At 71.8% G+C, this 25,462-nt stretch carries 25 protein-coding genes and 2 pseudogenes; 9 read left to right on the top strand and 18 right to left on the bottom strand.

All coding sequences use genetic code 11. From position 1 onward, the window contains the following. Positions 1–5: 5 nt before the first annotated feature. The 3 genes from efeB to ABTX62_RS10835 all read left to right on the top strand — a co-directional run bounded on the left by efeB (position 6) and on the right by ABTX62_RS10835 (position 3,590). Complete coding sequence (gene efeB / locus ABTX62_RS10845; RefSeq protein ID WP_352115847.1) at positions 6–1,241, top strand: iron uptake transporter deferrochelatase/peroxidase subunit; 1,236 nt, start codon at positions 6–8, stop codon at positions 1,239–1,241. 4 nt (positions 1,242–1,245) lie between these two features. Continuing rightward, positions 1,246–2,073, top strand: coding sequence for an iron uptake transporter permease EfeU (efeU, locus tag ABTX62_RS10840; protein ID WP_352115846.1), 828 nt, complete (start codon positions 1,246–1,248; stop codon positions 2,071–2,073). Between the two features lie 524 nt (positions 2,074–2,597). Beyond that, on the top strand, positions 2,598–3,590 hold the full coding sequence (locus tag ABTX62_RS10835; protein WP_352115845.1) for an SCO2278 family lipoprotein: 993 nt from the start codon (positions 2,598–2,600) through the stop codon (positions 3,588–3,590). A 34-nt stretch (positions 3,591–3,624) separates the two neighbouring features. On the opposite strand, the gene ABTX62_RS10830 is transcribed toward ABTX62_RS10835, so the two are convergent. Beyond that, positions 3,625–4,365 carry a bifunctional DNA primase/polymerase gene (locus ABTX62_RS10830; protein ID WP_352115844.1) on the bottom strand — a complete coding sequence of 247 codons (741 nt, stop codon included), beginning with the start codon at positions 4,363–4,365 and terminating at the stop codon, positions 3,625–3,627. 207 nt (positions 4,366–4,572) lie between these two features. Between ABTX62_RS10830 and ABTX62_RS10825 the strand changes: the two genes are divergently transcribed. Then, positions 4,573–5,430 (top strand): glycerophosphodiester phosphodiesterase, encoded by an 858-nt coding sequence (locus tag ABTX62_RS10825; protein ID WP_352115843.1) that lies wholly within the window; start codon positions 4,573–4,575, stop codon positions 5,428–5,430. Here ABTX62_RS10825 and ABTX62_RS10820 read toward each other — a convergent pair. Further along, positions 5,409–6,050 (bottom strand): TetR/AcrR family transcriptional regulator, encoded by a 642-nt coding sequence (locus ABTX62_RS10820; RefSeq protein ID WP_352115842.1) that lies wholly within the window; start codon positions 6,048–6,050, stop codon positions 5,409–5,411. The two genes, ABTX62_RS10825 and ABTX62_RS10820, sit on opposite strands and share 22 nt — an antisense overlap. A gap of 107 nt (positions 6,051–6,157) precedes the next feature. On the opposite strand from ABTX62_RS10820, the gene ABTX62_RS10815 reads away from it, so the two are divergent. Beyond that, the gene (locus ABTX62_RS10815) at positions 6,158–6,364 is read left to right on the top strand and encodes a DUF6243 family protein (RefSeq protein WP_352115841.1); all 207 of its coding nucleotides are present in this window, start codon (positions 6,158–6,160) and stop codon (positions 6,362–6,364) included. 218 nt (positions 6,365–6,582) lie between these two features. On the opposite strand, the gene ABTX62_RS10810 is transcribed toward ABTX62_RS10815, so the two are convergent. From ABTX62_RS10810 to ABTX62_RS10800, 3 genes are all read right to left on the bottom strand, one after another. Continuing rightward, positions 6,583–7,566, bottom strand: coding sequence for a small ribosomal subunit Rsm22 family protein (locus ABTX62_RS10810; protein ID WP_352115840.1), 984 nt, complete (start codon positions 7,564–7,566; stop codon positions 6,583–6,585). 398 nt (positions 7,567–7,964) lie between these two features. After that, positions 7,965–9,143, bottom strand: a complete 1,179-nt coding sequence (locus ABTX62_RS10805; RefSeq protein WP_352115839.1) for a serine hydrolase domain-containing protein — start codon at positions 9,141–9,143, stop codon at positions 7,965–7,967. Further along, positions 9,086–10,393: a multidrug effflux MFS transporter gene (locus ABTX62_RS10800; protein ID WP_352115838.1), complete on the bottom strand. Its 1,308-nt coding sequence runs from the start codon at positions 10,391–10,393 to the stop codon at positions 9,086–9,088. Before ABTX62_RS10800 ends, ABTX62_RS10805 begins: the two co-directional genes overlap by 58 nt. A gap of 85 nt (positions 10,394–10,478) precedes the next feature. Between ABTX62_RS10800 and ABTX62_RS10795 the strand changes: the two genes are divergently transcribed. Both ABTX62_RS10795 and ABTX62_RS10790 read left to right on the top strand, forming a co-directional pair. Next, positions 10,479–11,513 (top strand): Gfo/Idh/MocA family protein, encoded by a 1,035-nt coding sequence (locus ABTX62_RS10795; protein WP_352115837.1) that lies wholly within the window; start codon positions 10,479–10,481, stop codon positions 11,511–11,513. A gap of 48 nt (positions 11,514–11,561) precedes the next feature. Beyond that, positions 11,562–12,360: pseudogene (locus ABTX62_RS10790) on the top strand (SDR family oxidoreductase). A gap of 281 nt (positions 12,361–12,641) precedes the next feature. Here the strand turns inward: ABTX62_RS10790 and ABTX62_RS10785 are convergent. Together ABTX62_RS10785 and ABTX62_RS10780 are read right to left on the bottom strand one after the other, a co-directional pair. Beyond that, positions 12,642–12,875: pseudogene (locus ABTX62_RS10785) on the bottom strand (aldo/keto reductase); the annotation flags it as partial. A gap of 36 nt (positions 12,876–12,911) precedes the next feature. Next, complete coding sequence (locus tag ABTX62_RS10780; RefSeq protein WP_352115836.1) at positions 12,912–13,238, bottom strand: nuclear transport factor 2 family protein; 327 nt, start codon at positions 13,236–13,238, stop codon at positions 12,912–12,914. 156 nt (positions 13,239–13,394) lie between these two features. Between ABTX62_RS10780 and ABTX62_RS10775 the strand changes: the two genes are divergently transcribed. Continuing rightward, positions 13,395–13,952 (top strand): DoxX family protein, encoded by a 558-nt coding sequence (locus ABTX62_RS10775; protein ID WP_352115835.1) that lies wholly within the window; start codon positions 13,395–13,397, stop codon positions 13,950–13,952. 46 nt (positions 13,953–13,998) lie between these two features. Further along, positions 13,999–14,367, top strand: coding sequence for a MazG-like family protein (locus tag ABTX62_RS10770; protein WP_352115834.1), 369 nt, complete (start codon positions 13,999–14,001; stop codon positions 14,365–14,367). Positions 14,368–14,480: 113 nt separating this feature from the next. Here the strand turns inward: ABTX62_RS10770 and ABTX62_RS10765 are convergent, their stop codons facing one another. From ABTX62_RS10765 to ABTX62_RS10715, 11 genes are read right to left on the bottom strand one after another with little or no spacing between them, the layout of a single operon-like run. After that, positions 14,481–15,263, bottom strand: a complete 783-nt coding sequence (locus ABTX62_RS10765; protein WP_352115833.1) for an Rv1363c family protein — start codon at positions 15,261–15,263, stop codon at positions 14,481–14,483. A gap of 48 nt (positions 15,264–15,311) precedes the next feature. Continuing rightward, positions 15,312–15,776 (bottom strand): Rv1363c family protein, encoded by a 465-nt coding sequence (locus ABTX62_RS10760; protein ID WP_352115832.1) that lies wholly within the window; start codon positions 15,774–15,776, stop codon positions 15,312–15,314. Positions 15,777–15,796: 20 nt separating this feature from the next. Continuing rightward, positions 15,797–17,074, bottom strand: coding sequence for an MCE family protein (locus tag ABTX62_RS10755; RefSeq protein WP_352115831.1), 1,278 nt, complete (start codon positions 17,072–17,074; stop codon positions 15,797–15,799). Further along, entirely contained in the window at positions 17,071–18,375 is a 1,305-nt protein-coding gene (locus tag ABTX62_RS10750) for an MCE family protein (protein ID WP_352115830.1), read from the bottom strand. Before ABTX62_RS10750 ends, ABTX62_RS10755 begins: the two co-directional genes overlap by 4 nt. Next, complete coding sequence (locus tag ABTX62_RS10745; protein ID WP_352115829.1) at positions 18,372–19,487, bottom strand: MCE family protein; 1,116 nt, start codon at positions 19,485–19,487, stop codon at positions 18,372–18,374. Before ABTX62_RS10745 ends, ABTX62_RS10750 begins: the two co-directional genes overlap by 4 nt. Beyond that, positions 19,484–20,644 (bottom strand): MCE family protein, encoded by a 1,161-nt coding sequence (locus ABTX62_RS10740; protein WP_352115828.1) that lies wholly within the window; start codon positions 20,642–20,644, stop codon positions 19,484–19,486. Before ABTX62_RS10740 ends, ABTX62_RS10745 begins: the two co-directional genes overlap by 4 nt. Then, positions 20,641–21,678, bottom strand: coding sequence for an MCE family protein (locus tag ABTX62_RS10735; protein ID WP_352115827.1), 1,038 nt, complete (start codon positions 21,676–21,678; stop codon positions 20,641–20,643). The genes ABTX62_RS10740 and ABTX62_RS10735 overlap by 4 nt, the downstream gene beginning before the upstream one ends. Further along, positions 21,675–22,922 carry an MCE family protein gene (locus ABTX62_RS10730; protein ID WP_352115826.1) on the bottom strand — a complete coding sequence of 416 codons (1,248 nt, stop codon included), beginning with the start codon at positions 22,920–22,922 and terminating at the stop codon, positions 21,675–21,677. Before ABTX62_RS10730 ends, ABTX62_RS10735 begins: the two co-directional genes overlap by 4 nt. Before the next feature lie 8 nt (positions 22,923–22,930). After that, complete coding sequence (locus ABTX62_RS10725) at positions 22,931–23,734, bottom strand: MlaE family ABC transporter permease (protein ID WP_184845712.1); 804 nt, start codon at positions 23,732–23,734, stop codon at positions 22,931–22,933. A gap of 3 nt (positions 23,735–23,737) precedes the next feature. Continuing rightward, positions 23,738–24,508, bottom strand: a complete 771-nt coding sequence (locus ABTX62_RS10720; protein WP_352115825.1) for an MlaE family ABC transporter permease — start codon at positions 24,506–24,508, stop codon at positions 23,738–23,740. Beyond that, the gene (locus ABTX62_RS10715; protein WP_352115824.1) at positions 24,505–25,434 is read right to left on the bottom strand and encodes an ABC transporter ATP-binding protein; all 930 of its coding nucleotides are present in this window, start codon (positions 25,432–25,434) and stop codon (positions 24,505–24,507) included. Before ABTX62_RS10715 ends, ABTX62_RS10720 begins: the two co-directional genes overlap by 4 nt. Positions 25,435–25,462: the final 28 nt, after the last annotated feature.

Here is a 25,462-nt window from a genome sequence, read left to right as displayed (position 1 = left end):
CCACGATGACGGACGAGACCACACCTTCCCCCAGCCGCCGTTCCCTGCTCGGCTGGGGCGGCGCCGGCCTGGCGCTCGGCGCGGCCGCGGCAGGCGGCGCGGTGGCCATGGCCCGCACCGGGGACGACACCGAACCGGCCGGCTCGGCGATCGCCTTCCACGGACCGCACCAGGCGGGCATCGCCACCCCGGTGCAGGACCGTCTGCACTTCGCCGCGTTCGACGTGACGACCGACGACCGTGAGGCCTTCGTCGCACTGCTGAAGGACTGGACGGCGGCCGCCCGGCGCATGACGGCCGGGCACACCGTCGGCGAGGGCGCCTACGGCGGCCTGGCCGAGGCGCCCCCGGACGACACCGGCGAGGCACTGGGCCTGAAGCCCTCCCGCCTGACCCTCACCATCGGCTTCGGCCCGTCCCTGTTCGAGAAGTTCGACCTCGCGCGACATCGCCCGGAGGCCCTGGTCGACCTGCCGAAGTTCGCGGGCGACAACCTCGACACGAACCGCGGCGGCGGCGACCTGTGCGTCCAGGCCTGCGCCGACGATCCCCAGGTCGCGGTCCACGCCGTCCGCAACCTGGCCCGCATCGGCTTCGGCAAGGTCGTCGTCCGCTGGTCGCAGCTCGGCTTCGGCAAGACGTCCTCGACCACACCCGAGGCGCAGACACCGCGCAACCTGATGGGCTTCAAGGACGGCACCCGCAACATCGCGGGCACCGAGACGGACCGCCTGAAGAAGTTCGTCTGGGTGGACGGCAAGGACGGCCCGCCCTGGATGGAGGGCGGCTCCTACCTGGTCGCCCGCCGCATCCGCATGCACATCGAGACGTGGGACCGCACCTCCCTGCAGGAACAGGAGGACATCTTCGGCCGAGACAAGGGCGAGGGCGCCCCCGTCGGCAAGGCCAAGGAGCGGGACGAACCGTTCCTGAAGGCGATGAAGCCCGACGCGCACGTCCGGCTCGCCCACCCCGACACCAACCACGGGGCGACGATCCTGCGCCGCGGCTACTCCTTCACCGACGGCACGGACGGCCTCGGCCGCCTGGACGCGGGCCTGTTCTTCCTGGCCTACCAGCGTGACGTCCGCAAGGGCTTCATCCCGATCCAGCGCAGTCTGGCCGCGGACTCCCTCAACGAGTACATCCAGCACGTGGGTTCGGCCCTCTTCGCCATCCCGCCGGGCGTCCGCGACAAGGACGACTGGTGGGGCCGGACGCTGTTCTCCAAGGAGGCCTGAACCCGTGTTCTCCAACTACCTGATCGGTCTGCGCGAGGGCCTGGAGGCGAGCCTCGTCGTCAGCATCCTCATCGCCTACCTGGTCAAGACGGACCGCAGGGACGCCCTCAAGCCGATCTGGACCGGCATAGCCGTCGCGATCGCCCTCGCGCTCGGCTTCGGCTGCGCCCTTGAATTCGGCTCTCAGGAACTGACGTTCAAGGCGCAGGAGGCGCTCGGCGGTTCGCTGTCGATCCTCGCGGTCGCCCTGGTGACGTGGATGGTGTTCTGGATGCGCCGCACGGCCCGTCACCTCAAGTCGGAGCTGCACGGCAGGCTGGACGCGGCGCTGGCGATGGGCACGGGCGCGCTGGTGGCGACCGCCTTCCTCGCGGTGGGCCGCGAGGGCCTGGAAACGGCCCTGTTCGTCTGGGCCTCGGTCCACGCGGCGAGCGACGGCACGCCCCGCCCCCTGCTCGGCGTCGCCCTCGGTCTGCTGACGGCGATCCTCCTGGGCCGGCTGTTCTACCGGGGCGCGCTGCGCATCAACCTGGCGAAGTTCTTCACCTGGACCGGCGGCATGCTGGTGGTCGTCGCGGCCGGCGTCCTGGCCTACGGCTTCCACGACCTGCAGGAGGCCGACTTCCTGCCCGGCCTCACCGACAAGGCCTTCGACATCTCCGGCACGATCCCCCCGGACAGCTGGTACGGCACGCTCCTCAAGGGCGTCTTCAACTTCCAGCCGGACCCCACCACGTTCCAAGTGGCGGTCTGGCTCCTCTACTTGATCCCTACCCTGGCCCTGTTCCTCGCACCGGCCCGGACGCCGACACCGGTGCGCGACACGGTGTGACGACACCCCACCGAGGCCGGGTGGGCCCCCGCAGCGGTGCGGCTGCGGCGCATGCCGGAACGCTCCCGCAGCCGCCGGACCGCGCAAGGGGACGTGTCGGCGGTGTCCGCCCGCAGCGGTTGGCGCGTCAACGCCAGTGCGTCGGCGTGAGACCCCATCGCGCCGTTCCGAGGAGGGACACCCCCCGGCGCGGCCCCCGACCCACACCCGGCGCCAGGCGAAGACGCGCACCCCCACCGAGCGGACGCGCACCCCCACCCGTCATGGGACGAAACGGACGGGTACTCCCACCCGCCGCAAAGCAAAGCGGACGCGCACTCCCACCCGCCGCAAAGCAAAGCGGACGCGCACTCCCACCCGCCGCAAAGCGAAACGGACACGCGCCCCACACGGCACGAAGCGAAACGGACACGCACCCCCGCCCGCCGCGAGGCAAAGCACCACACCCGCCCCACCACCGCCGCCCAACCGCCGGAGGCACCCGGTAGGGTTCGCCTCCGGAAAGGGGAAGGTGAAGGTACCCGATGAGCAGGGATCGCGACCCTCGTACGCTCCGCAGGCCCGCCCGGAGCGCCCTCATAGCAACCTCGGTGGCCGCTTTGTCACTGACGGCCAGTGGATGTGTCGTCGTGCACGGCGAGCGGGAGATCCTCCCGGCCACCACCCGCGCCGAAGCCGCCGAGGCCCTCCAGGAGTTCACGACCGCGTACAACGAGGCCGACAAGGCCTACGACGGCGCCCTGGACGCCGACCACACCACCGGCGCCCTCGCCGACATCGACTCGGCCCGCCTGAAGGCAGGGAAGGCCAACAACCCGGCCGGCAACCCGAACCACACCCCGCTGAAGCTGACCGACGCGAAGTTCACCATCCCCAAGAAGGCCGGGTGGCCCCGCTGGTTCGTCGTCGACGCGGCCGGCAACAAGGGCGGCAGCGCCCGTTGGCTGCTGGTGTTCACCCGCAGCAGCCTCGACGACCCGTTCCAGGTGGCCTACCTGACGCTCGTCGCCCCGGGCAAGGTCCCGCGGTTCAAGACGGACGCCGACGGCTGGGCCGAGCCCGTCCCCGCCGAGTCGACCGACCTGGCCGCCGGCCCCGGCGACCTGAGCCGGGCGTACGCGACGTACCTGAGGAGCGGCGGGGAGACCTTCACGGACGGCGCCCACACCAGCCAGTGGCGTGCCCTGCGCCAGAAGAACTCCAAGAAGCCGGGCATGGTCACCCAGTACATCGACGAGCCGCTGACGAACGGCGACTACGCACCGCTGGCGCTGCGTACGACGGACGGCGGTGCGCTGGTGTTCTTCACCACGCGCCACTACGAGAAGCAGACCGCCTACGCTGGCACGTCCGTGCCCGCCCCGGGCAAGGACGTCCTCGCCCTGACGAAGGGCGAGATCAAGCAGTCCCTCACGATGGAGTTCGTCTCCAACGAGGTGGCGCTGGACCCCAAGGGCCGGGGCAAGGTGACGATCCTGGGCCGCATCCAGGGCCTGACCGCGGCGGAGGGCTCGTAGCCCGGGCCCTCACGACACGGGCCGCCGACCGGCTTCAGTGCCGCCGCGTGGGCCAGGCGGCCCCGGCGGCGTGGTCGGAGTCCTCAGCGGCGTACCGTCCGCCGACCTCCGTGAGCACCTCCAGCAGGCTCAGCGGATCCGGCAGCGCGTGCTCGAGCCCGCGTACCCACCGCACCGCCCGGCCCTCACCGGGCAGCCGCGCGGGCGGCACGAGGACGTAGGAGCCCCGGCAGTGCCAGCGCAGCCCGGGGTGCTCGTCCACCGTCTCGGGATGGCAGTCCAGTTCGCACGGCCACCACTCGTCCTCGTCCTCCGGCGTGCCCCGCGTGAGCGTGAAGAAGAGGAGACGGCCGTCGTCGCTCTCGGCGACCGGCCCGACCTCGACACCGGCGGCGAGCAGCCGCTCCAACGCGTCGCGACCGGCATCGAGGGGCACGTCGAGGACGTCGTGCACCATGCCGGTCGCGGTGATGAAGTTGGCCTGCGGCTGATGGCGGGCCCAGCGCTCGATCTGGGCTGGGTCGGTGGTGGACTGCGTCTGCCACGCGAAGGACACCGGGTGCCGGGCGGGGGTGGGACAGCCGACCCGGTCGCAGGAGCAGCGGTACCCGGAGGGGTGGGCGGCGGGCGCGAGGGGCAGTCCCGCGTCGGCGGTGGCGAGCAGCAGGGCCTCACGGCCGCCGTCCCCGGCGGCCTCCTTCGGTCGGCGCCCGGCGCGCAGCCACCGGGTGAATTTGCCCCGCAGGCCGGTCCGGCCGCCGAACTCCGCGCTCATCTATCCCCTCGCCTCGCCGTCGTGCCGAACAGCATGCCTCATGGTCCCATCTTCCCGCGCACCGGGGGCCAGTGCCCACATCCGGGACAGGAGGGAACGCAACGTACACCGAGCACCCGATGGGAGGAGAACGGGCGAGCCCCGCCCTCCCCACGATCGGGTGTCATTGCCTGCTTTGCCATGACATGGCGTCCTACCGTGGTCGCCATGGTCACAAGGATCGCGCTGACGGGTCTGGCTTCCGTGGCTTCGGTGGTCTCGCTGACCCTCGCCGGACCCGGCGGCCGCGCCCCGGCCCCGCTGGAGTGGGGCGCGGGGCCGCTGACCGTGGCGGCCCTGCCCCGGATCACCTACGTCGCGCACCGCGGCGGCGCCCGTGAGGTCCCGGAGAACAGCATGACGGGACTGGCCGCCGCCTACGAGCGTGGGACGGCGCAGGTGCTCGACTTCGACACCCGGGTGCTGCGCGACGGCACGCCGGTGGTGTTCCACGACGAGACCCTGAACCGCACCACCTACCTGGGCGGTGACGTGCGCGCCATGGACGCCCGGGAGTGGCAGGGCGTTCGGCTGCGCCCGAAGGACAGGCTGCCCGGGAGCTGGCGATCGGAGCGGCCGCCGACGGTCGCCGAGGTGCTGGATCGTTTCGGCGGGCGGATCGTGCTGATGCTGGAGGCGAAGGACCCGCACGGTCTGGACCGGCTGGCCGAGCTGATCCGGGCGCGCGGCCTGACCCGCTCGGTGTTCGTGAACTCCAACGACCCCGAGGTGGCCCGGCGCGTCCACCGCCTCGGGCTGCTCTCGCAGTTGTGGCGCTCGGCGCAGCAGCTGCGCACGGACCGCCCGGAGCGCTGGCGGTCGTACGTGGATCTGCTGGACGTGGACCACCGGGCGCGCGACGCGGACCTGGTGCGCGCGGTGAACTCGGGGATCGCCCGGGTGTGGGCGCACACCGTGGTGACGGACGCGCAGCGGGACCGGGTGCTGGCGCTGGGCTGCGACGGTGTGATCACGGACGCGCCGGGACGCCTGGCCCGGGCCGCTCAGCGCGGGGCCAGGCCGTGAAGGGCGTATTCGACGAGAGTGTCGGTGTACTCGTAGGAGATCGGGCCCGTGTGCTGGAGCCAGCGCTGGGCGAGCGGGGAGACGAAGAGCTCCAGGGCGATGCGCGGGTCGATCTCGGGCCGCACCTGGCCGGCGTCCTGCGCGGCGCGCAACCGGCCGATGTAGAGGTCGAGTGAGGGCTGCGTCAGCTTGGCCACGAACTCGCGCCCGAGCTGCTCGTTGACCACGCCCTCGGCGGCCAGCGCGCGGCAGGGCGCCTCGAACCTCGGGTCGCGCAGTTCGTCGACGGTGGCCCGCAGGACGGTCTTGAGGTCGGCGGCGAGGTCGCCGGTGTCCGGGAAGGTGTACGGCGTGGGTCCGGCCTCCGGGACGTACCGCTCGGCCAGGTCGAGGAACGCCTCCATCAGCACGTCCGCCTTGGACGACCACCATCGGTAGATCGTCTGCTTGCCGACACCGGCACGGGCGGCGATGCCCTCGATGGTGGTCTTGGGGTAGCCGACCTCGACGACCAGCGCGAGGGCGGCGTCGTAGATGGCGCGGCGGGACTTCTCGCTGCGCCGGGCGGAGTCGGGGGCGGGCTTGCCGGGAGCGGGCTGGGTGGACTTCTGGACGGCCATGGCGCGAATTTATCAGGTTGACAAGACGGAGCGTCTCGCGGACAGTGGGGGAACGCGCACGAGACGAACCGTCTCGTCGCGGATGATGACCACGGAAGGAGTCCGAGATGACCCGAGGCGGAGCCGGAAACATGCTGGGTGTCGGCGGATCGCGCAGGAACCTCGGCCGCAACGCGCTGCGCGGCGGCGGCCAGGGCGACCGGATCGGCGGCGGTGTCGACCCGCAGGCCCAGAAGCGCGAACTGCTGCGCACGCTCCGGGAGAAACGACAGCGCGTAGCGCAGCAGGAGGGCACGGCCGACACGGCGTCGTGAGCCTCCCCCGCGCGAGGGCGGACCCCTGTGGGAGGGGGTCCGCCCGGGCTGTCCGGCGGATGTACTGAGTCGGTCGCGCCCCCGCGACCGGCGGGTTCCCGCCCACCAGGCGGTCCTCACCCCCGGCGAACGGAACCGGCGGTCCTGCTCGGCACCGGCCGACCCCGGGGCGGGCAACGCTACGGCGTACCTGACAGAAGCTCAGGAGGCGCCGGAGTTCAGGAGGGCGGCCAGGCGTCTCCCCAGTCGGCGTCGCGTGCGGCCTTGTACAGATCGCCGTGGCGCTTGGTGACGGTGGCGCGGCGCAGGGACGGTTCGCTCTCGCACAGGTCGAGGAGGACCTGGCCCTTGCGGATCTGGGGACGCCGGACGACCCGGTTGGCAGCCGGTTCGACGGGGAAGCGGGCGGCGGCGACGTAGGCGAACTTCTCGTCCTCGTAGGCGAGGGAGCCGCCCTTGACCTGGCGGTGCAGGGAGGAGCGGCTGACCCGGGCGGAGAAGTGGCACCAGTCCGTGCCGGGGGCGATGGGGCAGGCGGCGCTGTGCGGACAGGGGGCGGCGATGCGGAAACCGGCCGTGATCAGCCGGTCGCGGGCCTCGATGAGGCGGGCGTAGCCGTCGGGGGTGCCGGGCTCGACGATCACGACGGCCTGTGCGGCGGCCGCGGCGGCGTCGACGAGGGCGGTGCGGTCGGGGGCGGTCAGCTCGTTGAGGACGTAGGAGACGGTGACGAGGTCCGTGCTCTCGAGGGTGAGCGCCGCTCCGATCCGGGAGCGCTGCCAGCGGACGTCCCGCAGCTCCGGGTTGGCCGCGGCGATCTCCCGCCCCAGGGCGAGCGCGGGATCGGCCCAGTCGAGCACGGTGACGGGCCGCTCCCCGCCCCAGACCGCGTTCACGGCCCAGGCGGCGGCGCCCGTGCCCCCGCCGAGGTCGGTGTGCCCGTTCGGCACCCACGCGGGCACGGCGTCCGCGAACGCCTCCAGCGCGGCGCGTACGGCCTCGAAGGTCGCGGGCATCCGGTAGGCGGCGTAGGCGGCGACGTCGGCCCGGTCCCGGAGGATGGGGGCGTCGGTCGGAGTGGCGCCCCGGTAACTGGCGATCAGCCGCTCGACCGCCTGCGAGGCCTGCCGGGGCGGCAGCCCGTCGAGCAGACCGGCGAGGGCGGCACGGAGGTTTTCGGCCGGGGGTGCGGGGGCGTTCACCCGGCGATTCTACGAGGCGGGCGGGGGCGGGCGCGGTGCTCCCCGGCGGCGGTCCGCGCCCGGGCCTCCGGCCACCGTCCGACGGCGCCGCCGCCGTCCGCCTCCACCCCGGCTCCGGTCCCGGTCCCGGGCCCGGCCCCAGGACCGGCCTGCCCCGGCTCGGCTCGGCGGCCAGGCCATGCCCGCCGCGACCGCCACCAAGCCGCTTCCCGGCCCATCGTGCGCCGTGGTCCGGACGGTCGTGGAGGCTCACGGCGGCCGGGCTCTCCCTGGCCGCCCGTGCCGGTCACCGCGGGATGACGCGACGGCCCCCACGGATTCCGCGTACGCCGCCCAAGCCGTGAGGCGACGACACCGCTCCCCGACCGGCCGCCCCGACCTCCCCCCTCACCGGAGGGTCACCGCACCGCCCGCGCCAGCCGGGACGCCGCCGCGGCCCTCGGGGCGCTGTCCGGGCGACGGCGGCGCGGGTGGACCGCGTTGGTGAGGAGGACCAGGAACGTGTCCGTGGCGGGGTCGAGAACGAGGGACGTGCCCGTGAAGCCCGTGTGCCCCGCCGCGCCGCGGCCCGCGAGGTCGCCCATGAACCACGGCTGGTCGAGGGAGAACCCGAGACCCGGCGGGGTGAAGAGCAGCTCGACGAAGTCGGGGCCGAGGATGCGGGCCGGGCCGTAGGAGCCGCCTGCGAGGAGGGTGCGGCAGAACACCGCGAGGTCCCGGCCGGTGGAGAACAGCCCGGCGTGGCCGGCCACGCCCCCCAGCGCCCAGGCGTTCTCGTCGTGGACCTCGCCCCGCAGCATCCCCCGGTCCGCCTTGGCCCACGGCCGCCGCTGGTCCTCCGTCGCCGCGGCGTCCGGGCACGGCCCGAAGTCCGTCGACGTCATGCCCAACGGCCGGGTGATGCCGTCGTGGACGAGGACGTCGAGGGGGCGGCCGGTGAGGCGCTCCAGGACGTGCTGGAGGAGGAGCATGTTCAGATCGGAGTAGCCGTACGTGCCCGGCGCCCCGACCGGCGCCTCCGCCTGGAGCGCGGCGAGCCGCTGCGCGTCGTCCGCGTAGTCGTGGAGGGGTAGTTCGGGCCGCATCCCCGACGTGTGGGTGAGCAGCTGCCGCACGGTGATGCCGTGCCGGGCGGTCCCCGTGAAGTCGGGCAGGTACGCGCCGACCTTCGCGTCGATGCCGAGCGTGCCGCGCTCGATCTGCTGCACGGCGGCCACGGACGTGAACAGCTTGGTGAGCGACGCGAGGTCGAAGGGCGTGCCGACGGTCATCGGGACCCGGTCCTCGGGGGGCAGTTCCACCCCGGCGTCGGTGCCGGGGTCGTAGGACGCGTAGCGCACGGCCCAGCCCGCCGCCTCCTCGACCGCGATCACCGGGCCGCGCCCGACGACCAGGACGGCGCCGGGGGCCCAGGGGCGCTGCCCCGTGGTGAGGACGTGAATCTCCCGGACGAGGTGGCGCAGTTCCGCGGGGTCGAGGCCGGCCCGCTCGGGCGTGCCGTCGCGCAGTCTGGGTGCGCTCAGCTGACTGCTCCCTCCGCGCTCGGGCGGCCGCTCTCCTTCGTCCAGGGTCGGCACATTCCCATGAAGCAGGCCAGTGCCACCAGTGCGGCGGCCAGTTGGACGACGGCCATCGGGACGGCGGTGTCCTCCCCGGCGACACCGACGAGCGGGGAGGCGATCGCGCCGATGAGGAAGGAGGACGTGCCGAGCAGGGCCGACGCGGAGCCGGCGGCGTGCTTGGTGCGCATCAGGGCGAGGGCCTGGGTGTTGGGCAGGGTGATGCCCATCGCGGACATCAGCACGAACAGCGCGACGGCGACGGGCGCCAGTCCGACCTCGCCGAAGACGCCCAGGGACATCAGCAGCAGCGCGGTCGCGGCGGTGATGACGACCGCGAGGCCGATGCCCAGGACCCGGTCGAGACTGACCCGGCCGACGAGGATCTTGCCGTTGATCTGGCCCACGACGACCAGCCCGACGGAGTTCACGCCGAACAGCAGGCTGAACGTCTGCGGGGAGGCGCCGTAGATCTCCTGGATGACGAACGGGGACGCCGCGATGTAGGCGAAGAGGGCGGCGAAGGCGAAGCCGCCGGTGAGCATGTAGCCGGTGAAGGAACGGTCGGCGAGCAGGCCGCGCATCGCGCGCAGGGCCTCGCCGACGCCGCCGCTGTGCCGCTGGGCCGGCGGCAGGGTCTCGGGCAGCCGGGCCCACACCAGGACCCCGATGAGCACGCCGATGACCGTGAGGACGACGAACACGCCCCGCCAGTCCGTGACGCGCAGAACCTGCCCGCCGATCAGCGGTGCCACGACCGGGGCGACCCCGGAGATGAGCATGAGGGTGGAGAAGAAGCGGGCCATGGCCATACCGTCGTAGAGGTCGCGCACGACGGCCCGGGCGATCACGATGGCGGCGGCGCCCGCGAGGCCCTGGGCCAGCCGGAAGGCCACCAGCAGCTCGATGGTGGGGGCGAGGGCGCACAGCACGGTGGCGACGACGAAGACGGCGAGCCCGGCGAGCAGCGGGCGGCGGCGCCCCCACCGGTCGCTCATGGGCCCGACCACGAGCTGCCCGAGCGCCATGCCGGCCAGGCACGCGGTGAGCGTGAGCTGGACGGTCGCGGCCGGCGCGTGCAGGGAACGGGTGACCTCCGGCAGGGACGGGAGGTACATGTCCATCGCCAGCGGAGGCACGGCGGTCAGGCTTCCCAGGAGGAAGGTGACCAGGAGCCCGGTGCGGCGGTGCGCGGTGCGGTCGGGCCGTTCCCTCCCGGCTGCGGCCTCCTGCGCGGTGTTCGATATGGACGCCCCACCCTCGGGCATGAGTCCCTCCCTCTGCGAGTCGATCGCCACCTATGCTCTCAGCTCGTACGGACTGCTCGGGGTCACGAGGTGGAGGCGGGGCGCGATGACGTTGGACACGGTGCGGTGGGGAATCCTGGCGACCGGAGGGATCGCGGGCGCGTTCACCGCGGATCTGATCGACCTGCCGGACGCGGAGGTCGTGGCGGTCGCGTCGCGGTCCGAGGCGTCGGCGAAGACGTTCGCGGAACGGTTCGGGATACCCCGGGCCTACGGCGACTGGAGCGCGCTCGCGCGGGACGAGGACATCGATGTCGTCTACGTCGCCACCCCGCACACCGCGCACCGGGCCGCAGCCGGACTGTGTCTCGCGGCCGGACGGCACGTGCTGTGTGAGAAGCCCTTCACGCTGAACCTGCGCGAGGCGGAGGAACTCGTCGCGCTGGCGCGCGAGCACGGGCGGTTCCTGATGGAGGCCATGTGGATGTACTGCAACCCGCTGGTGCGGCGGCTGAAGGCGCTGGTCGACGACGGCGCGATCGGCGAGGTGCGCAGCGTCCAGGCCGACTTCGGGCTGGCCGGCCCGTTCCCGCCCTCGCACCGGCTGCGGAACCCGGAGCTGGGCGGCGGCGCGCTGCTCGACCTGGGCGTGTACCCGGTGTCGTTCGCGCAACTGCTGCTCGGGGAGCCGTCGGACGTCGCGGCGCGGGCGGTGCTCTCCGAGGAGGGCGTCGACCTCCAGACGGCGGCGGTGCTCTCCTTCGACAGCGGCGCGCTCGGCTCGGTGCACTGCTCGATCGTGGGCGGTACGGCGACCTCCGCCTCGGTCACCGGCTCGAAGGGCCGGATCGACATCCCGCACGGCTTCTTCTTCCCGCAGGGTTTCGTCCTGCACCGGGACGGCCGCGACGCCGAGGAGTTCATCGCCGACCCGGCGGACGGCCCCCGCAACAGCATGCGCCACGAGGCGCTGGAGGTGATGCGGGCCGTGCGCGCCGGTGAGACGGAGTCCCCGCTGGTGCCGCTCGACGGCACGCTCGCCGTGATGCGGACGCTCGACACGATCCGGGACCGCGTCGGCGTCCGCTACCCGGGCGAGAGCCCGGACGAGGACCTCACGACGGAGCTCACGCCGGCTTGAGCCATGGGCCCGCAGCGTACGGGAGTGGCTCCCGTACGCTGCGGGCGCATGAATGCCAAGGACAATGCAATCGCGGTGGTGACCGGGGCGGGTTCCGGCATCGGCCGGGCGGTCGCGGTGGAACTGCTGCGCGCGGGCTGGTCGGTGGCGCTGGCGGGCCGGCGCGTCGAGACGCTGGAGGAGACGGCGGCCCTGGCGCCCGGGGCCGCGTCTGCGGCGGTACGGACGGACGTCTCACGCCCCGAGGACGTGAACGCCCTGTTCGCGGCGACCGTCGAGCGCTTCGGCCGGGTCGACCTGCTCTTCAACAACGCCGGCACGTTCGGCCCCGGCGGTGTCCCGGTCGAGGAACTGCCCTACGAGGCGTGGCGGCACGTGGTGGACACCAACCTCAACGGGACGTTCCTGTGCGCGCAGGCGGCGTACCGGCAGATGAAGGAGCAGGACCCTCCCCCAAGCTCTCAACTACGTTCGAGCAGGGAGGTGCCCCCACGGCGGCCGGATCATCAACAACGGCTCGATCTCCGCGCACACGCCCCGCCCGCTGTCGGTGGCCTACACGGCGACCAAGCACGCGCTGACGGGCCTGACGAAGTCCCTCTCCCTGGACGGGCGGCCGTACCGGATCGCCGTCGGGCAGATCGACATCGGCAACGCGGCCACCGACATGACGTCCCGTATGCAGACGGGAGCCATCCAGGCAAACGGGGAAGTCGCCCCGGAACCGGTCATGGACGTTGCGGACGTGGCCCGCACGGTGCGGCACATGGCGGAGCTGCCGCTGGAGGCGAACGTGCAGTTCGCGACCGTACTGGCGACGGCGATGCCGTACGTCGGACGCGGCTGAGAACGCGACGGAGTTCGTCAAGTCGTCAACCTGCACAATCGGAATAGGAACGTCCGCCCCATTGCGGCCGATAGGGAGCCTATGCTCAACTCTCCTACACGAAAGCTTCACAGTTGGAGCAAAGGGCTTCCGCAGGCCACATCCAGGGGGGAGGCGGCGGTCGTTCCACCGCACCGGGTGGGGGTGGACTTCGCGAGGGACCGCGAAGTACGCACCGGTGCGCGTGGAACGGCTGCCGCACACGTCGAGGACCGGCCGGCCGGCCCGAGGTTCCCCGAGGGTCACCGCCCCAACAACCGGTCGACCTCTGCGACCTGCGCGCCGGTCAGCGCCCCCTTCTCCAGAGCCCCCGCGTTCTCCTCCGCCTGGGCGACCGAGCGGAAGCCCGGAATGGGCACCGTGCGCGGGCTGCGCGCCCACAGCCAGGCCAGCGCGCCCTGGGCGAGCGTGCGAGCGCCGCTGGTGAGGACTTCCCTGAGAGCGTCGACACGGGCGAGCCACTCCGGGTCGGCGCCGCGCACACGAACGCAAGCCCCTGCGTAGGGCGGGGTTCAGGCCTGCCCGGTCTCGAAGCGCGTGATCCTGCCGTCCTCGTCCACGGTGAAGCTCCACCGGGTGCGCATCTCGCCCCAGGTGTCGTTGCTGTAGCGGGCGAGGAGGGAGCGGCCCCCGTTGGACTCGTTGTCGACCTCCAGGTGGCCGTGGGAGAAGAAGATCTCCCGGTCCACCCAGTCGGCGAGATCCCGGTCCGAACCGTCGTCCGCCATGGTCGCGCCCGGCGCGAGGAGCGCCATGAAGCTCTCACGGTCGTGGTTGTTCACGGCGGCCACGAAGGCACGGACGGCCGGATCGCTCAGGCGCGTGGTCTGAATCGTCATACGAGCCAGCTTCGTACCGGCCACCGCCCCACGCCACCGGTGCCACCCGAACAGCGTCCCGGGCGGCTCCGCCAGATGTCGCCCGGGGCCGCGGGTGCGACGGTGGAACCCGACGGGAGACGCCCGCCTGTCCTGCTGTCCACTCCGGGAGACGACGTGACGCGTAACGACCGACGTGATCTGGGTCTGCTGTTGCTCCGGCTGGGGGCGGGGGGTGTGCTGGCCGCCCACGGCACGCAGAAGCTCTTCGGCTGGTTCGGCGGGCACGGCATCGAGGGGACCGGCCGGTTCATGGAGTCCGTCGGCTACGCCCCCGGCAAGGCGAGCGCGACCGCGGCCGGGCTCGCGGAGACCGGCGGCGGCACGCTGCTGGCCCTGGGCCTGGCCACCCCGGCCGCCGGCGCGGCGGCGGCCGGAGCGATGGCGGGCGCGGCGGCGGTGCACGCCCCGAACGGCTTCTTCAACCAGGGCGGCGGCTACGAGTACGCGGCGACCCTGGGGCTGACGGCAGCGGGCCTGGCCGTCACCGGCCCGGGCCGCCTCTCCCTGGACCACCTGCTCGGCCACGCGGTGAACCGCGGCTGGATGATCCCGGCGGCCTTCGCGGCGACGGCGGCGGGCACGGCGGTGGTGGTGGGGGCCCGGGCGAGGCGCCTGCGGAAGGCGAAGGAGGGGGAGCAGGAGGCGTTGTTCGAGGAGGAGTACATGGAGTAGCGGCGACGGCCGGGGCGTTGTCAGACCCCGGTGGCAGGCTGCGTCCATGAGCGACCAGACACCGCACGGACCCGATCTGTGGACCGCCGTCGACACCCTCACGCAGTGGCTCGACGCCAACCGCCCCGTCGAGAACCGCGAGGGCCTCCTCCTGCGCGTCCTGAAACTGTCCGAGGAGGTCGGCGAGGTCTCGGAGGCGGTGATCGGGGCGACGGGGCAGAACCCGCGCAAGGGCGTCACACACACCTGGGATGACGTGCAGTCGGAGCTGTGCGATGTCGTCATCACGGCACTGGTGGCGTTGCGGACGCTGACGCCGGAGGCACGAGAGGTCTTCGCACGGCACCTGGAGCGGGTGACACGACGATCCACGGCCCGGCCGGCACCGGCGGACGTTCCGCGTCGGTCGCTCTGATCACCGGGTACCGCACGAGAGCCCGTTCTCTTTTCCGCCAAGCGCCCGCACTGGCAGGGGTTCCACGCCGACCGGATCCCCGACGAGATGCCGCCGAGAAGCCGGTCCTGCCTTCACAGCGCGTCCACCGCGCTCACCTTCCACCCGTCGCCCGTGCGGTCCATCGTCATCCGCACCCGGTTCTGGTCCAGGCGGGAGCCCGTCACCTGGGTGCTCTCGGTGACCTGGTTGACGAAGAGCAGGACGACGATCCTGTCGGGGGAGGCCGAGACGACGGAGGCGGCCGGGGCGCCGCCGGAGCCGGGGGCGGCGACCCTCGCCTTCACCACACCGCGGTACTTCCCGGCCGTCGGGGCGACCACGGTCTTCGTGGTCTTGCCGTACTCGTCGCGGAAGTCGCCGGTCAGGTGGGCGCGGGCCTTCGAGAAGTCCCTGTCCAGGTGCCGGTAGTCGTACGACAGGACGACCGGCGCCGCCTTTCGCGCGGCCGCGAGCGCCTCGGTCCGGGCGTCCTCCGTCAGGCGGCCCTCGCGGTACCGCCACCCCAGGGCGGCGAGCGCGACCAGGCCGACGACGAGCAGGACGGCCAGGACCGCGGTGAGCAGCCTGCCACGCCCGCCGGGACCGGGCTCGCTCCGCTCTTGCGGGCCGTCCTCCTCGAACGACTCCGTCGACGGCTCCGGCGGGTCCTCCCAGCCGCCCTTCGGGGCCTCGACGAGGACGGTGCGTCCGGCGAGTGGCCGCCCGGCCCGGCGCGGGGACCTCTCGTCGGTGGCCGTCACGGCCCCCGCTTCACGGTGGCCGCGCTCCGCGCGCTTCGCCGCCGCGCGGGCGGCCGCCGTCATGGTGCGGCGGGTACCGGGACCGGGGGCGCGGCCGGTGGTCGTCTTCGGCATGGTGGTACTCCTCGTCGGTGCTTGTCGGTCGGCGGATCGGCCCGTTGATCAGCCGACGAACTCGACGTCGGACGTCAGCCAGCGGCCGTCCTGGTGTACGAGGTCGAGCTGGAGCCGGTACGTGCGCGCCTCTCCCCCGGGCACGGCGGTGTTGGTCACCTTGCTGTCGGCGACCACCAGCACACGGGCCGAGTTCTCGTCGGAGCGGACGATGCCCGCCTCCAGGACCTGGCCTTCCGACACGGACTTGTTCTGGGCCACCAGCTTCGTCAGCTGCTCCGTCTGGGCTGTGAACTGCTTCTTGAAGTCGCCGGTCGCGCCCGCCAGGACATTGGCGCTGTCGCGGTCGTAGTGCCGGTAGTCGAGGGAGGTGAAGTTCAGGGCCGACTGGCGGGCCGCGGCCAGGATGCCCTGGCGCCGTTGGTCCGTCTCGCGCTGTTCGTAAATTCCGAAGGCCAGCCAGAGCGCCAGCGCTGTGGTGATGACGGTCGCCGCGACGAGTCCCGCCGTCATCACCCGGGGTCGTACCCGCCTCATGCCATGGGACCGACGAGCAGCCATTGCCACGACTCCTTTCCGAACACGGCCTGCTGGCCGCCCGCCGAGCCGATCTCGACGTTCCTTCCGTCCGGGCCGGTGGTGGTGCCGGTCTCCGGGTCGTACGGGGTGACGTACGCCGCCCGGTTCGCGCCGCCGTCGGGGGTCGACGCGCCCGGGGCGTTCTGCGCGCCGCGTACCGACGACTCGCTGCCGCGCGGCAGCGTGCAGCGGGCGTCGGTGTTCGCCTCGCGTGTGCTGGTGTCCGCCGGGTCGCGGCGCACCGTGCCGTACCCCTGGGTGCAGGCCGGCGGTTCGTCGGCGTTCAGCACCAGGCCGAAGTGGGTGGTGCCGTCGCCGGGGACGACCGTGTAGCTGCCCGCCACCGTCAGCGGGAAGGTGACGAGGGCCTGCTCCACGCCGGGGAGGCGGGCCAGCGTGACCTGGCCGCCGCTGATCAGGTTGGCCAGCAGGACCGACAGCTGCGGCCCGGTCGACTTCAGCAGCGAGTTCAGTTCCTGCGCCGCCGGCCGCGCGTTGCCGATCAGCTTGCGCAGGTCCCCGTCGCTGGCCTTCAACTGGGCTGACAGCGCCGCCAGATCACGCGCGAACGACTTGATCGACGAGCTCTGGTCGGCCTGCGTCTTCAGGACCTTCCGTGAGTCCTCGATCAGGGCGATCGTCTCCGGCAGCGTCTCGGACGCCGACTCGACCAGGCTGTTGCCCGAGTCCACCAGGCGGCCCAGGTTCGGGCCGGTGCCGGCGAACGCCTTGCCCAACTCGTCGACCGTGACCCGCAGGTCGTCCTTGCCGACCGAGTTCACCAGGCGGTCCAGGCTGAGGACCATGTCCGTCGTCGACAGCGGCACCCGTGTGCTCTCGCGCGGGATCGTGCTGCCCTCCAGCAGGTACGGGCCGCGGGAGGCCCGGGGCTGGAGATCGACGTACTGCTCGCCCACCGCCGAACGGTTCGCCACCACCGCCAGCGTGTCCGCCGGGATGCGCGGCGCCCCGTCCTCGATGTCGAGCGTGACCGAGACCCCGTCCGAGCCGGTCAGGCGCAGCGCGCCGACCCTGCCCACCGGCACCCCGCGGTAGGTGACCTCGGCACCGGGGAAGACGCCCCCGGAGTCGGCGAAGTCGGCCCGCACGGTGTAGCCGCGGTCCAGGACCTCGTCCACCAGGCCCGTGTACTCGGCGCCGACGTACGACACGCCCACGGCGGTGAGGGTGGCGAAGGCGATCAGTTGCGCCTTGACCGTACGGGTGATCACGGCTGGACCCCCTTCAGCAGCAGCTCGGCGAGATCGAGGTTGATGCCCTCGGGCCAGTCGCCCCCGGTGCGGTGGCCGCTGGAGCCGTAGCCGGCGGTGCACACCGGCGGACACAGCGGGTCGTCGCCGCCCGAGGGGGCGGACGGGGCCGACGGCACGGTCGGACCGCTCGGCAGCGCGGTGGGCTTCGGCACGTCCGGGAGATCCGGTGCCTCCGGGAGATCCGGTACGTCCGGCAGGTCCGGGGCCTCGGGAAGCTCCGGCACGTGTGTGTCCCCGCCGTTCCCGTCGCCCGGCTCGTCCGTCAGGTTGCCGTAGACGCCGGCCAGATCGAGGTCTGCCGTGACGTGCAGGTTGACGTAGTCACCCTTGATGGCGTCCACCACGTTGCGCGGGAAGGGGTAGGTGGTGAGCAGTTCCAGCGAGTTGGGCAGGTCGCTGCCCGCCTTGTTGAGTTGTCGCAGGATCGGCCGGAGCCGCTTGAGGTTGGCGACCGTGTCCTCGTGGGAGGCGTTGACCACCTTGGTGCCGGTCTTGCCCAGCCTGGACAGGGCGGTGAGCATCCTCGTCAGGTCGCGGCGCTGGTCGGCCAGGACCTTCAGCGCGGGCGGCATGGTGTCGACGGCCTCGGCGATCGTCGTCTTCTCCTTGCCCAGCCGTTTGGCCAGCCGGTCCACGGCCTTCAGCGCGCGGACGATGTCCTGGCGCTGGTCGTCCAGGCCGCCGATGAAGGTGTCGAGCTCCTTGAGCAGGGACTTGACCCGGTTCTCCCGGCCTTCCAGGGCCTTGTTCAGCTCCGTGGTGATCGTCTTGAGCTGGGCCACGCCGCCGCCGTTGAGCAGGGCGGACAGGGCGGACAGCACCTCCTCGACCTCCGGGTTGCGGCCGCTGCGGGACAGCGGGATCACGTCACCGTCGCGGAGCCGGCCGACCGGTGTGCTCTCCGGCGGCCTGGACAGCGCCACGTACTTCTCGCCGAGCATGCTGGTCTGCCGCAGCTCGGCGATTGCGTTGGCGGGCAGCTTCACCGCGTCGGCGACCCGGAGGCGGACCCTCGCGTGCCAGCCCTCCAGCTCCACCTTCTCCACCGCGCCCACGGTGACGTTGTCGACCTTGACCGACGACTGTGGAACCAGGTCCAGGACGTCGCGGAACTCGACGGTGACGTGGTAGGCGTGGCCGTCGGCGGCGGCTCCGCCGGGGAGCGGGACGTCGTACCAGCCGTTGAACTCGCAGCCGGACAGGAGCAGCGTCCCGACGGCCGCCCACGCCACGGCCCCGCCCTTGCGCAGGGGGCTCATGCGCTCGCCCCCAGGATTCCGCCGAGGGTGCGGTCGACCGTGCCGGCGCCCGAGGTGCCCCGGGGCACTGCGGGCAGGGAGTCGAAGAGGTCCCTCAGTTCCCCGCAGTCGGTCTTCTCCCCGGTCGTCTTCAGGATCGAGCACAGCAGTGCGGCCGGATCCTGCGGATGGTCCGGGTTGTTGCGGGTGTCGAGGGTGCCGGCGGAAGGGTTGTAGGCGTTGTGCAGGTTCGACATGCCCGTCGGGGCGACCTCCAGCAGCTCCTCCAGCGCCGCCCGTTGAGTGACGAGCACCTTGGTCACCTTGCTCAGGCCCTCCACGTTCGACGTCAGCGACTTCTTGTTCTTCTTCACGAAGGCGGACACGTCACCGAGCGCCGTGCCGAGGTGTTTCAGCGCCGCCGCCAGGTCCTTGCGCTCGCCCGCGAGTTGCCCGGCGACCTTGGCGAGGCTGCTGTTGAACGACCGCACGCTCTTGTCGTCCGCCGCCAGCGCCGCCGTGAACACCTGGAGGTTGCGGACCGTGCCGAACAGGTCCGTGCGGCCGTCGGACAGGGTCGTGACCGCCTCCGAGAGGTCCTTCACCGTCCGGTGCAGGTTCTCGCCCTGGCCGTCGAGGTTGTCGGCGCTGACGCCGAGCAACCGTGACAGGGCGCCGTCCTTGTTGGCGCCCTCGGGGCCGAGCGCCTCGGCCGTGGTGTGCAGGCTGTCGAAGACACGGTCCAGTTCGACCGGCACGGCGGTGCGCGACTCGGGGATCTCGTCCCCGTCCCGCAGTACCGGGCCGCTCCGGTACACCGGCAGCAGCTGCACGTAACGGTCGCTGACCACCGAGGAGTTGATGATCGCGGCCTGCGCGTCCGCCGGGACCTTCCGGTCCGCGTCGTACTCCAGCTCCACCCGCACCCGGCCGCCCTCCGGCGTGATCTTCTTGACCTCGCCGATCCGCACACCCAGCACGCGGACGTCCGAGCCGGGGTAGATGCCGACGGTGCGGGGGAAGTACGCCGTGACGCGGGCCGGCTCGGTCCGCGGCCACAAGGCGTAGGTCAGCGCGGCGACCACGGCCAGGGCGGTCAGCAGGGCCAGGGGCTTCTTCCATCGGTTGCTCACCGCTCGCCTCCCGTCCGCGGCACCACGGGGGCGGCGACCAGGTTCTGGACGTAGGAGTCGAACCAGCGGCCGTTGCCGAGGGTGTTGGTGAAGACCCGCACGTAGGGCGCCAGGAGCTCGATGCTCCGGTCGAGGCTGGACTGGTTGCGTTCGAGCATCTTCACCACGGTGTCGAGGCCCTTGAGCGCGGGCCCGATCTCCTTCTCGTTGTCCTGGACCAGGCCGGAGAGCTGGATGCCGAGCGCGGCGGAGGTCTTCAGCAGCTTGTGGATCGCCGCACGCCGCTTGCTGATCTCCTTGAACAGCTTGTCGCCGTCCTTGACCAGGGCGGTGAAGTCGCCCGACCGGTCGGCGAGTACACCCGTCACGCCGTTCGCGTGGTCGAGGAGCTCCCTGAGGGCCTTGTCGCGCGAGGCCACGGTCCGGGAGATCCGCGACAGGCCCTTGATGGACGACCGCACTTCGGCGGGTGAGTCCTCGAAGGTCGTCGAGATGGTGTCCAGCGCCTTCGCCAGCCGGTCGGTGTCGACCTTCTCCGTCGTGGTGGTGAGATCGCTGAACGCCTGCACGACGTCGTAGACGGGGACGGTCCGCTTCAGCGGGATCTCGCTGCCGGGCTCCAACTGGCCGCGCCCTCTGGGGTGCAGGGCGAGGTACTTGGCGCCGAGGATCGTCTTGACCCGGATCGACGCGCCGGTCTCGGTGCCGAACCCCGGCTCGCCCTTGATCTTGAAGGTGACCTTGACATGGTCGCCGTCCAGGTCGACCTCCTCGACCTTGCCGACCTTGACCCCGGCGATCCGCACCTCGTCACCCGGCTTGAGGCCGCCCGCCTCCGCGAAGGCGGCACTGTACGTCTCGCCGTTGCCGATCACCGGCAGGCGGTCGGCGTTGAACGCGGCCACGGCCAGCAGCGCCAGGACGGTGAGTCCGACCGCGCCGATGACGATGGGGTTCCGGTCGCGGAAGAGGCCGAGGTGCGGGCGGCGCAGCCGTATCCCCGGCAGCTTCGGCGGGTCGACCCGGACCTTGACCAGCGGCTGCGGACGCGGCTTGCGGCGCGGCAGGAGCGGTATCTTCGGCAGTCGCACGCTCGGCGACTTCGGCGGGTCGACCCGCACCTTGACCAGCGGCTCCGGGCGGCGCTTGCGGCTCATGCCCCGCACCTCGCCCTCGCCACGTGCATCTCGGGGGTGAGCACCTGCTTCGTCTTCGGCAGCACGATCCGGCCGTCGAAGTCGCACAGGTAGAAGTTGAACCACGAACCGTAGGAGGCCGTCCCCGTCAGCTCGCCCAGCTTGTTCGGCAGCCGCTTCAGCACGCCCTCCACGGTCTTCTCGTTGTCGTTCAGCGTCCCGGTGAGTTCGGTCAGTTCCGCGATGTCGTCCTTGAGCGGCGGACGCGCGTCCTTCAGCAGACCCGAGGTGGCCTCCGTCAGATCGCCGATGCTCACCAGCGACTCCCCGATGGGCTTGCGGTCGGCGGACAGGCCCGAGATGACCCGGCGCAGCTGTTTGAGCAGTCCGGAGAAGCGGGCGCCGCGCTTGTCGAGCGTCTTCAGCACGGTGTTGAGGTTGTCGATCACCGAGCCGATCAGCTTGTCCCGGTCGGCCAGCGTCGTGGTGAGCGACGCCGTGTGCGTCAGCAGGCTGTTGACGGTGCCGCCCTCGCCCTGGAGGGTCTTGATGATCTCGGTGGCGAGCTGGTTCACGTCCTTCGGGCTGAGCGCGGCGAACAGCGGCTTGAAGCCGTTCAGCAGCGCGTTCAGGTCGAGGGCCGGCCGGGTGCGCGCGAGCGGGATCGTCCCGCCGGGGCGCAGCCGGGTGCCGTCGCCGGCGCCCTCGGTCAGCGCGATGTAGCGCTGCCCGACCAGGTTGCGGTAGCGGATGACGGCGCCGGTGCTGGTGAGCAGCGGCCGGTCCCGGCCGGCCGTGAAGGTGACCTCGGCCAGCGTCCGGTCCTTGATCCGGATGCCCTCGACCTCGCCGACCCGCACTCCGGCCACCCGTATGTCGTCGCCCTCCTCCAGGCCGGTGACGTCGCTGAAGACCGCGCGGTACTCGTGCTCGGGGGTGAAGGAGATGTTCACGATGGTGGCGGCGAGCAGGGCCGTCGCCACCACCGTCACCAGCGCGAAGAGACTGAACTTGATCAGCGGCGCGGCGGTCTGCCGGGCTCCTGTGGTGCTCATGCGACGCTCACCGCCGTCCCGCGCGCCATCGGCCCGAACAGCAGCGTCGCGACCGGCGGCACCTCGTCCGCGGGCACGCCCAGCACCGGCGCCACGAGCGAGCCGACGGCCCGCTGCTCGGCCCGGGTGGCGGAGACGCCGTGCGGACCCGAGGACGGACTTGCCGGCTTCGAACCGTCGTCGAGGTGGGTGCCGGGCGCAGGCACCGGAGGGTGCGGCAGATCACGGCAGTCGGGGCCGGACCGCTCTCCGTAGCGCGGTTCCTCACCCGGTTCGTACGCGCCCCGCGGTCGTACGACCTCCAGCGTGATGTGCATCTTGCCGCCCCGGAACGCCTCCTCTGACGCCTTCTCCTGCCGGACCAGGCCGGCCAGCAGGCAGGGGTACTGGGGGGAGTAGCGGGCGAACAGCTCCAGCGTGGGACGGGAGACCTGGCCGAGGGTGATCAGCCGGTCGCCGTTGGCGTCGAGGAAGTCCTCGGCGGTGCCCGCGACGGTCGCCGTGGACTTCAGGGCCGCCGCCAGCCGGTCCTTCTGCTCGACGATCGTGCGGCTGGTGGTGACGGTGTTGCGCAGGATCTCCATCAGGTCGGGCGCCGCGTCGCCGTACGTCTCGGCGACCTCGGCGAAGCGTGCGATGTCCTCGGTGAGGGACGGCAGATGCGGGTTCAGGCGGCGCAGGTAGCTCTCCAGTCGCGTGAGGTTGTCGCCGATCCGGTCGCCGCGGCCGTCGAGGGCGGTGGCGAACGCGGAGAGGGTGGCGTTGAGCTTGCCGGGCTGCACGGTCCGCAGCAGCGGCAGCAGGTCGTTCATCAACTGCTGGAGCTCGATGCCGACGCGGGTGCGGTCCTGGGTGATGACGTCACCGGCACGGATGGGCCGGGCCGAGGAGGACGCGGAGCGCTCGGGCGGGACGAGGTCGACGTACTTCTCACCGAACAGCGTCTTGGGCAGCAGGCGCGCGTGCACGTCGGACGGGATGTGGACGACGTGCTCCGGCTTGAGCGCGATGTCGAGCGTCGCCTTCGTCCCGTCGGCCCGCACCTCGCGCACCTCGCCGACCAGCAGCCCGCGCAGCTTGACGTCGGCCCGCGGATCGAGCTGGTTGCCGAGGCTGTCGGCCTCCAGCGTGATCCGCACGACCGGTGTGAACGCCTGCCGGTAGACGGCCACGGACAGGGACAGCAGCAGCGCGAGTACGGCGATGAAGACGACACCGTACAACCGCAGTCTCCACACCCTCATACGACGGCTCACCCCGCTATCCGTACGGTCGTGCTGGCGCCCCAGATCGCCAGCGACAGGAAGAAGTCCAGGACGTTGATCGCCACGATCGAGGTCCGCACGGCGCGGCCCACCGCGACGCCGACGCCCGCCGGGCCACCGCTCGCGTAGTAGCCGTAGAAGCAGTGCACCAGGATGATCAGGACGGCGAAGACCAGCACCTTCCCGAAGGACCACAGGACGTCCACCGGTGGCAGGTACTGCTGGAAGTAGTGGTCGTACGTGCCCGTGGACTGCCCGTAGTAGCCGGTGGTGATGGTGCGGGCCGCCAGGTACGAGGACAGCAGGCCGATCACGTACAGCGGAATCACCGCGACGAACCCGGCGATCATCCGGGTCGTCACCAGGAACGGCAGCGAGGGCACGCCCATCACTTCGAGCGCGTCGGTCTCCTCGCTGATCCGCATCGCGCCCAGCTGGGCGGTGAAGCCGGCGCCCACGGTCGCGGAGAGCGCGAGCCCGGCCACCAGCGGGGCGATCTCACGGGTGTTGAAGTATGCCGACAGGAACGCCACGAAGTTGGAGGTGCCGAGCTGGTTGAGCGCGGCGTACCCCTGCAACCCCACTTCCGTGCCGGTGAAGAACGACAGGAAGGCGATCACGCCGACCGTGCCGCCCACGACGGCGAGCGCGCCCCGGCCGAAGCTCACCTCGGCGAGCAACCGCAGGATCTCCTTCTTGTACCGGCGCAGGGTGCGGCCGGTCCAGGCCAGTGACCGCCCGTAGAAGGACAGCTGGGCACCCAGCTCCTCCAGACGACTCAGCAGCGCCATGCCTCAGCCCCTCTGCGGAACGACTTGGAAGTACACGGCGGTCATCACGAAGTTCGTCAGGAACAGCAACATGAAGGTGATCACCACGGACTGGTTCACCGCGTCGCCCACCCCCTTGGGTCCGCCCTTCGCGGTCAGTCCCTTGTAGGAGGCGACGATCCCGGCGATCGCACCGAACACCAGCGCCTTGACCTCGGCCGCCCACAGATCGGAGAGCTGGGCGAGCGTGGTGAAGGAGGCCAGGTAGGCGCCGGGAGTGCCGTTCTGGAGGACGACGTTGAAGAAGTAGCCGCCCGCCACGCCGACCACCGACACCAGGCCGTTGAGCAGCACCGCCACCAGCATCGACGCCAGCACGCGGGGAACGACCAGCCGGTGGATGGGGTCGATGCCCAGCACCTGCATCGCGTCGATCTCGTCGCGGATCTTCCGCGCCCCGAGGTCGGCGCAGATCGCCGTGCCGCCGGCGCCCGCGATCAGCAACGCGGTGACGATCGGCGAGGCCTCGCGCAGCACGGCGAGCACGGAGGCGGCCCCGGAGAAGGACTGGGCGCCGAGCTGCCGGGTCAGACTGCCGATCTGGAGCGCGATGACCGCCCCGAACGGGATGGAGACCAGGGCCGTCGGCAGGATCGTCACGCTCGCGACGAACCACGCCTGCTGGATGAACTCCCGTGCCTGGAAGGGGCGGCGGGGGATCGTCCGGACGACGTCCAGCGCCATCGCGAAGAGGCTGCCGGAGTGCCGCAGCGCTCCGGCCGGTGACAGGCTCATGCGCCGGCCACCTCCTTGTGGTGGAGCCGGCCCTCGCGCCGTGCGATCGCCTGCCAGCGGGGCGGCCGGGTGATGCCCGGTCCCGGCAGCAGGCGGGGAGTCAGCTCCTGCACGCGTGCGCTGTCGTCGATCTGCGCGAGCTCCTGCTCGACCTGCGCCGCGTCCTTCTCCTCCGCCATGCCGATCGGGCCCTGCATCCGGCCGTTCAGGAACTGCCGAACGACGGGCTCGTCGCTGGTCAGCAGCTCTGCGCGCGGCCCGAACATCACCAGCTCGCGGCGGAACAGCAGCCCGATGTTGTCCGGCACCTGGCGGGCGGAGGCGATGTCGTGCGTGACGATCAGGAAGGTCGCGTCGATCTGGGCGTTGAGGTCGACGATGAGCTGGTTGAGGTAGGCGACGCGGACCGGATCGAGGCCGGAGTCCGGCTCGTCGAACAGGATGATCTCCGGGTCCAGGACGAGGGCCCGGGCCAGCCCGGCGCGCTTGCGCATCCCGCCGGAAATCTCGCCGGGCAGCTTCTCTTCGGCGCCGATCAGCCCGACCATGTCCATCTTCTCCAGCACGATGCGCCGGATCTCGCTCTCGGACTTACGGGTGTGCTCGCGCAGTGGGAAGGCGATGTTGTCGTACAGGTTCATCGAGCCGAACAGCGCGCCGTCCTGGAACAGCACACCGAAGAGCTTGCGCACCTCGTACAGGTCGCGCTCGCGGAGCTTGGTGATGTCCCGGCCCTGGATCGTGATCGAGCCGCGCTCCGGCTTCAGCAGTCCGACGAGCGTCTTGAGGAACACCGACTTGCCCGTGCCCGAGGGGCCGAGCATGACCGAGACCTCCCCGGCGGGCAGCGTCAGCGAGACGTCCTGCCAGATGACCTGGTGACCGAAGGACTTGGTCAGCCCTTCCACACAGATCTCGACACCCATCCGGTCCACCCTTCAGCCCCTGGAGCAG

This window comes from Streptomyces sp. NPDC096046 (genome assembly GCF_040303285.1).
Classification (GTDB): domain Bacteria; phylum Actinomycetota; class Actinomycetes; order Streptomycetales; family Streptomycetaceae; genus Streptomyces.
This window is presented reverse-complemented; position numbering and strand designations above follow the sequence as displayed.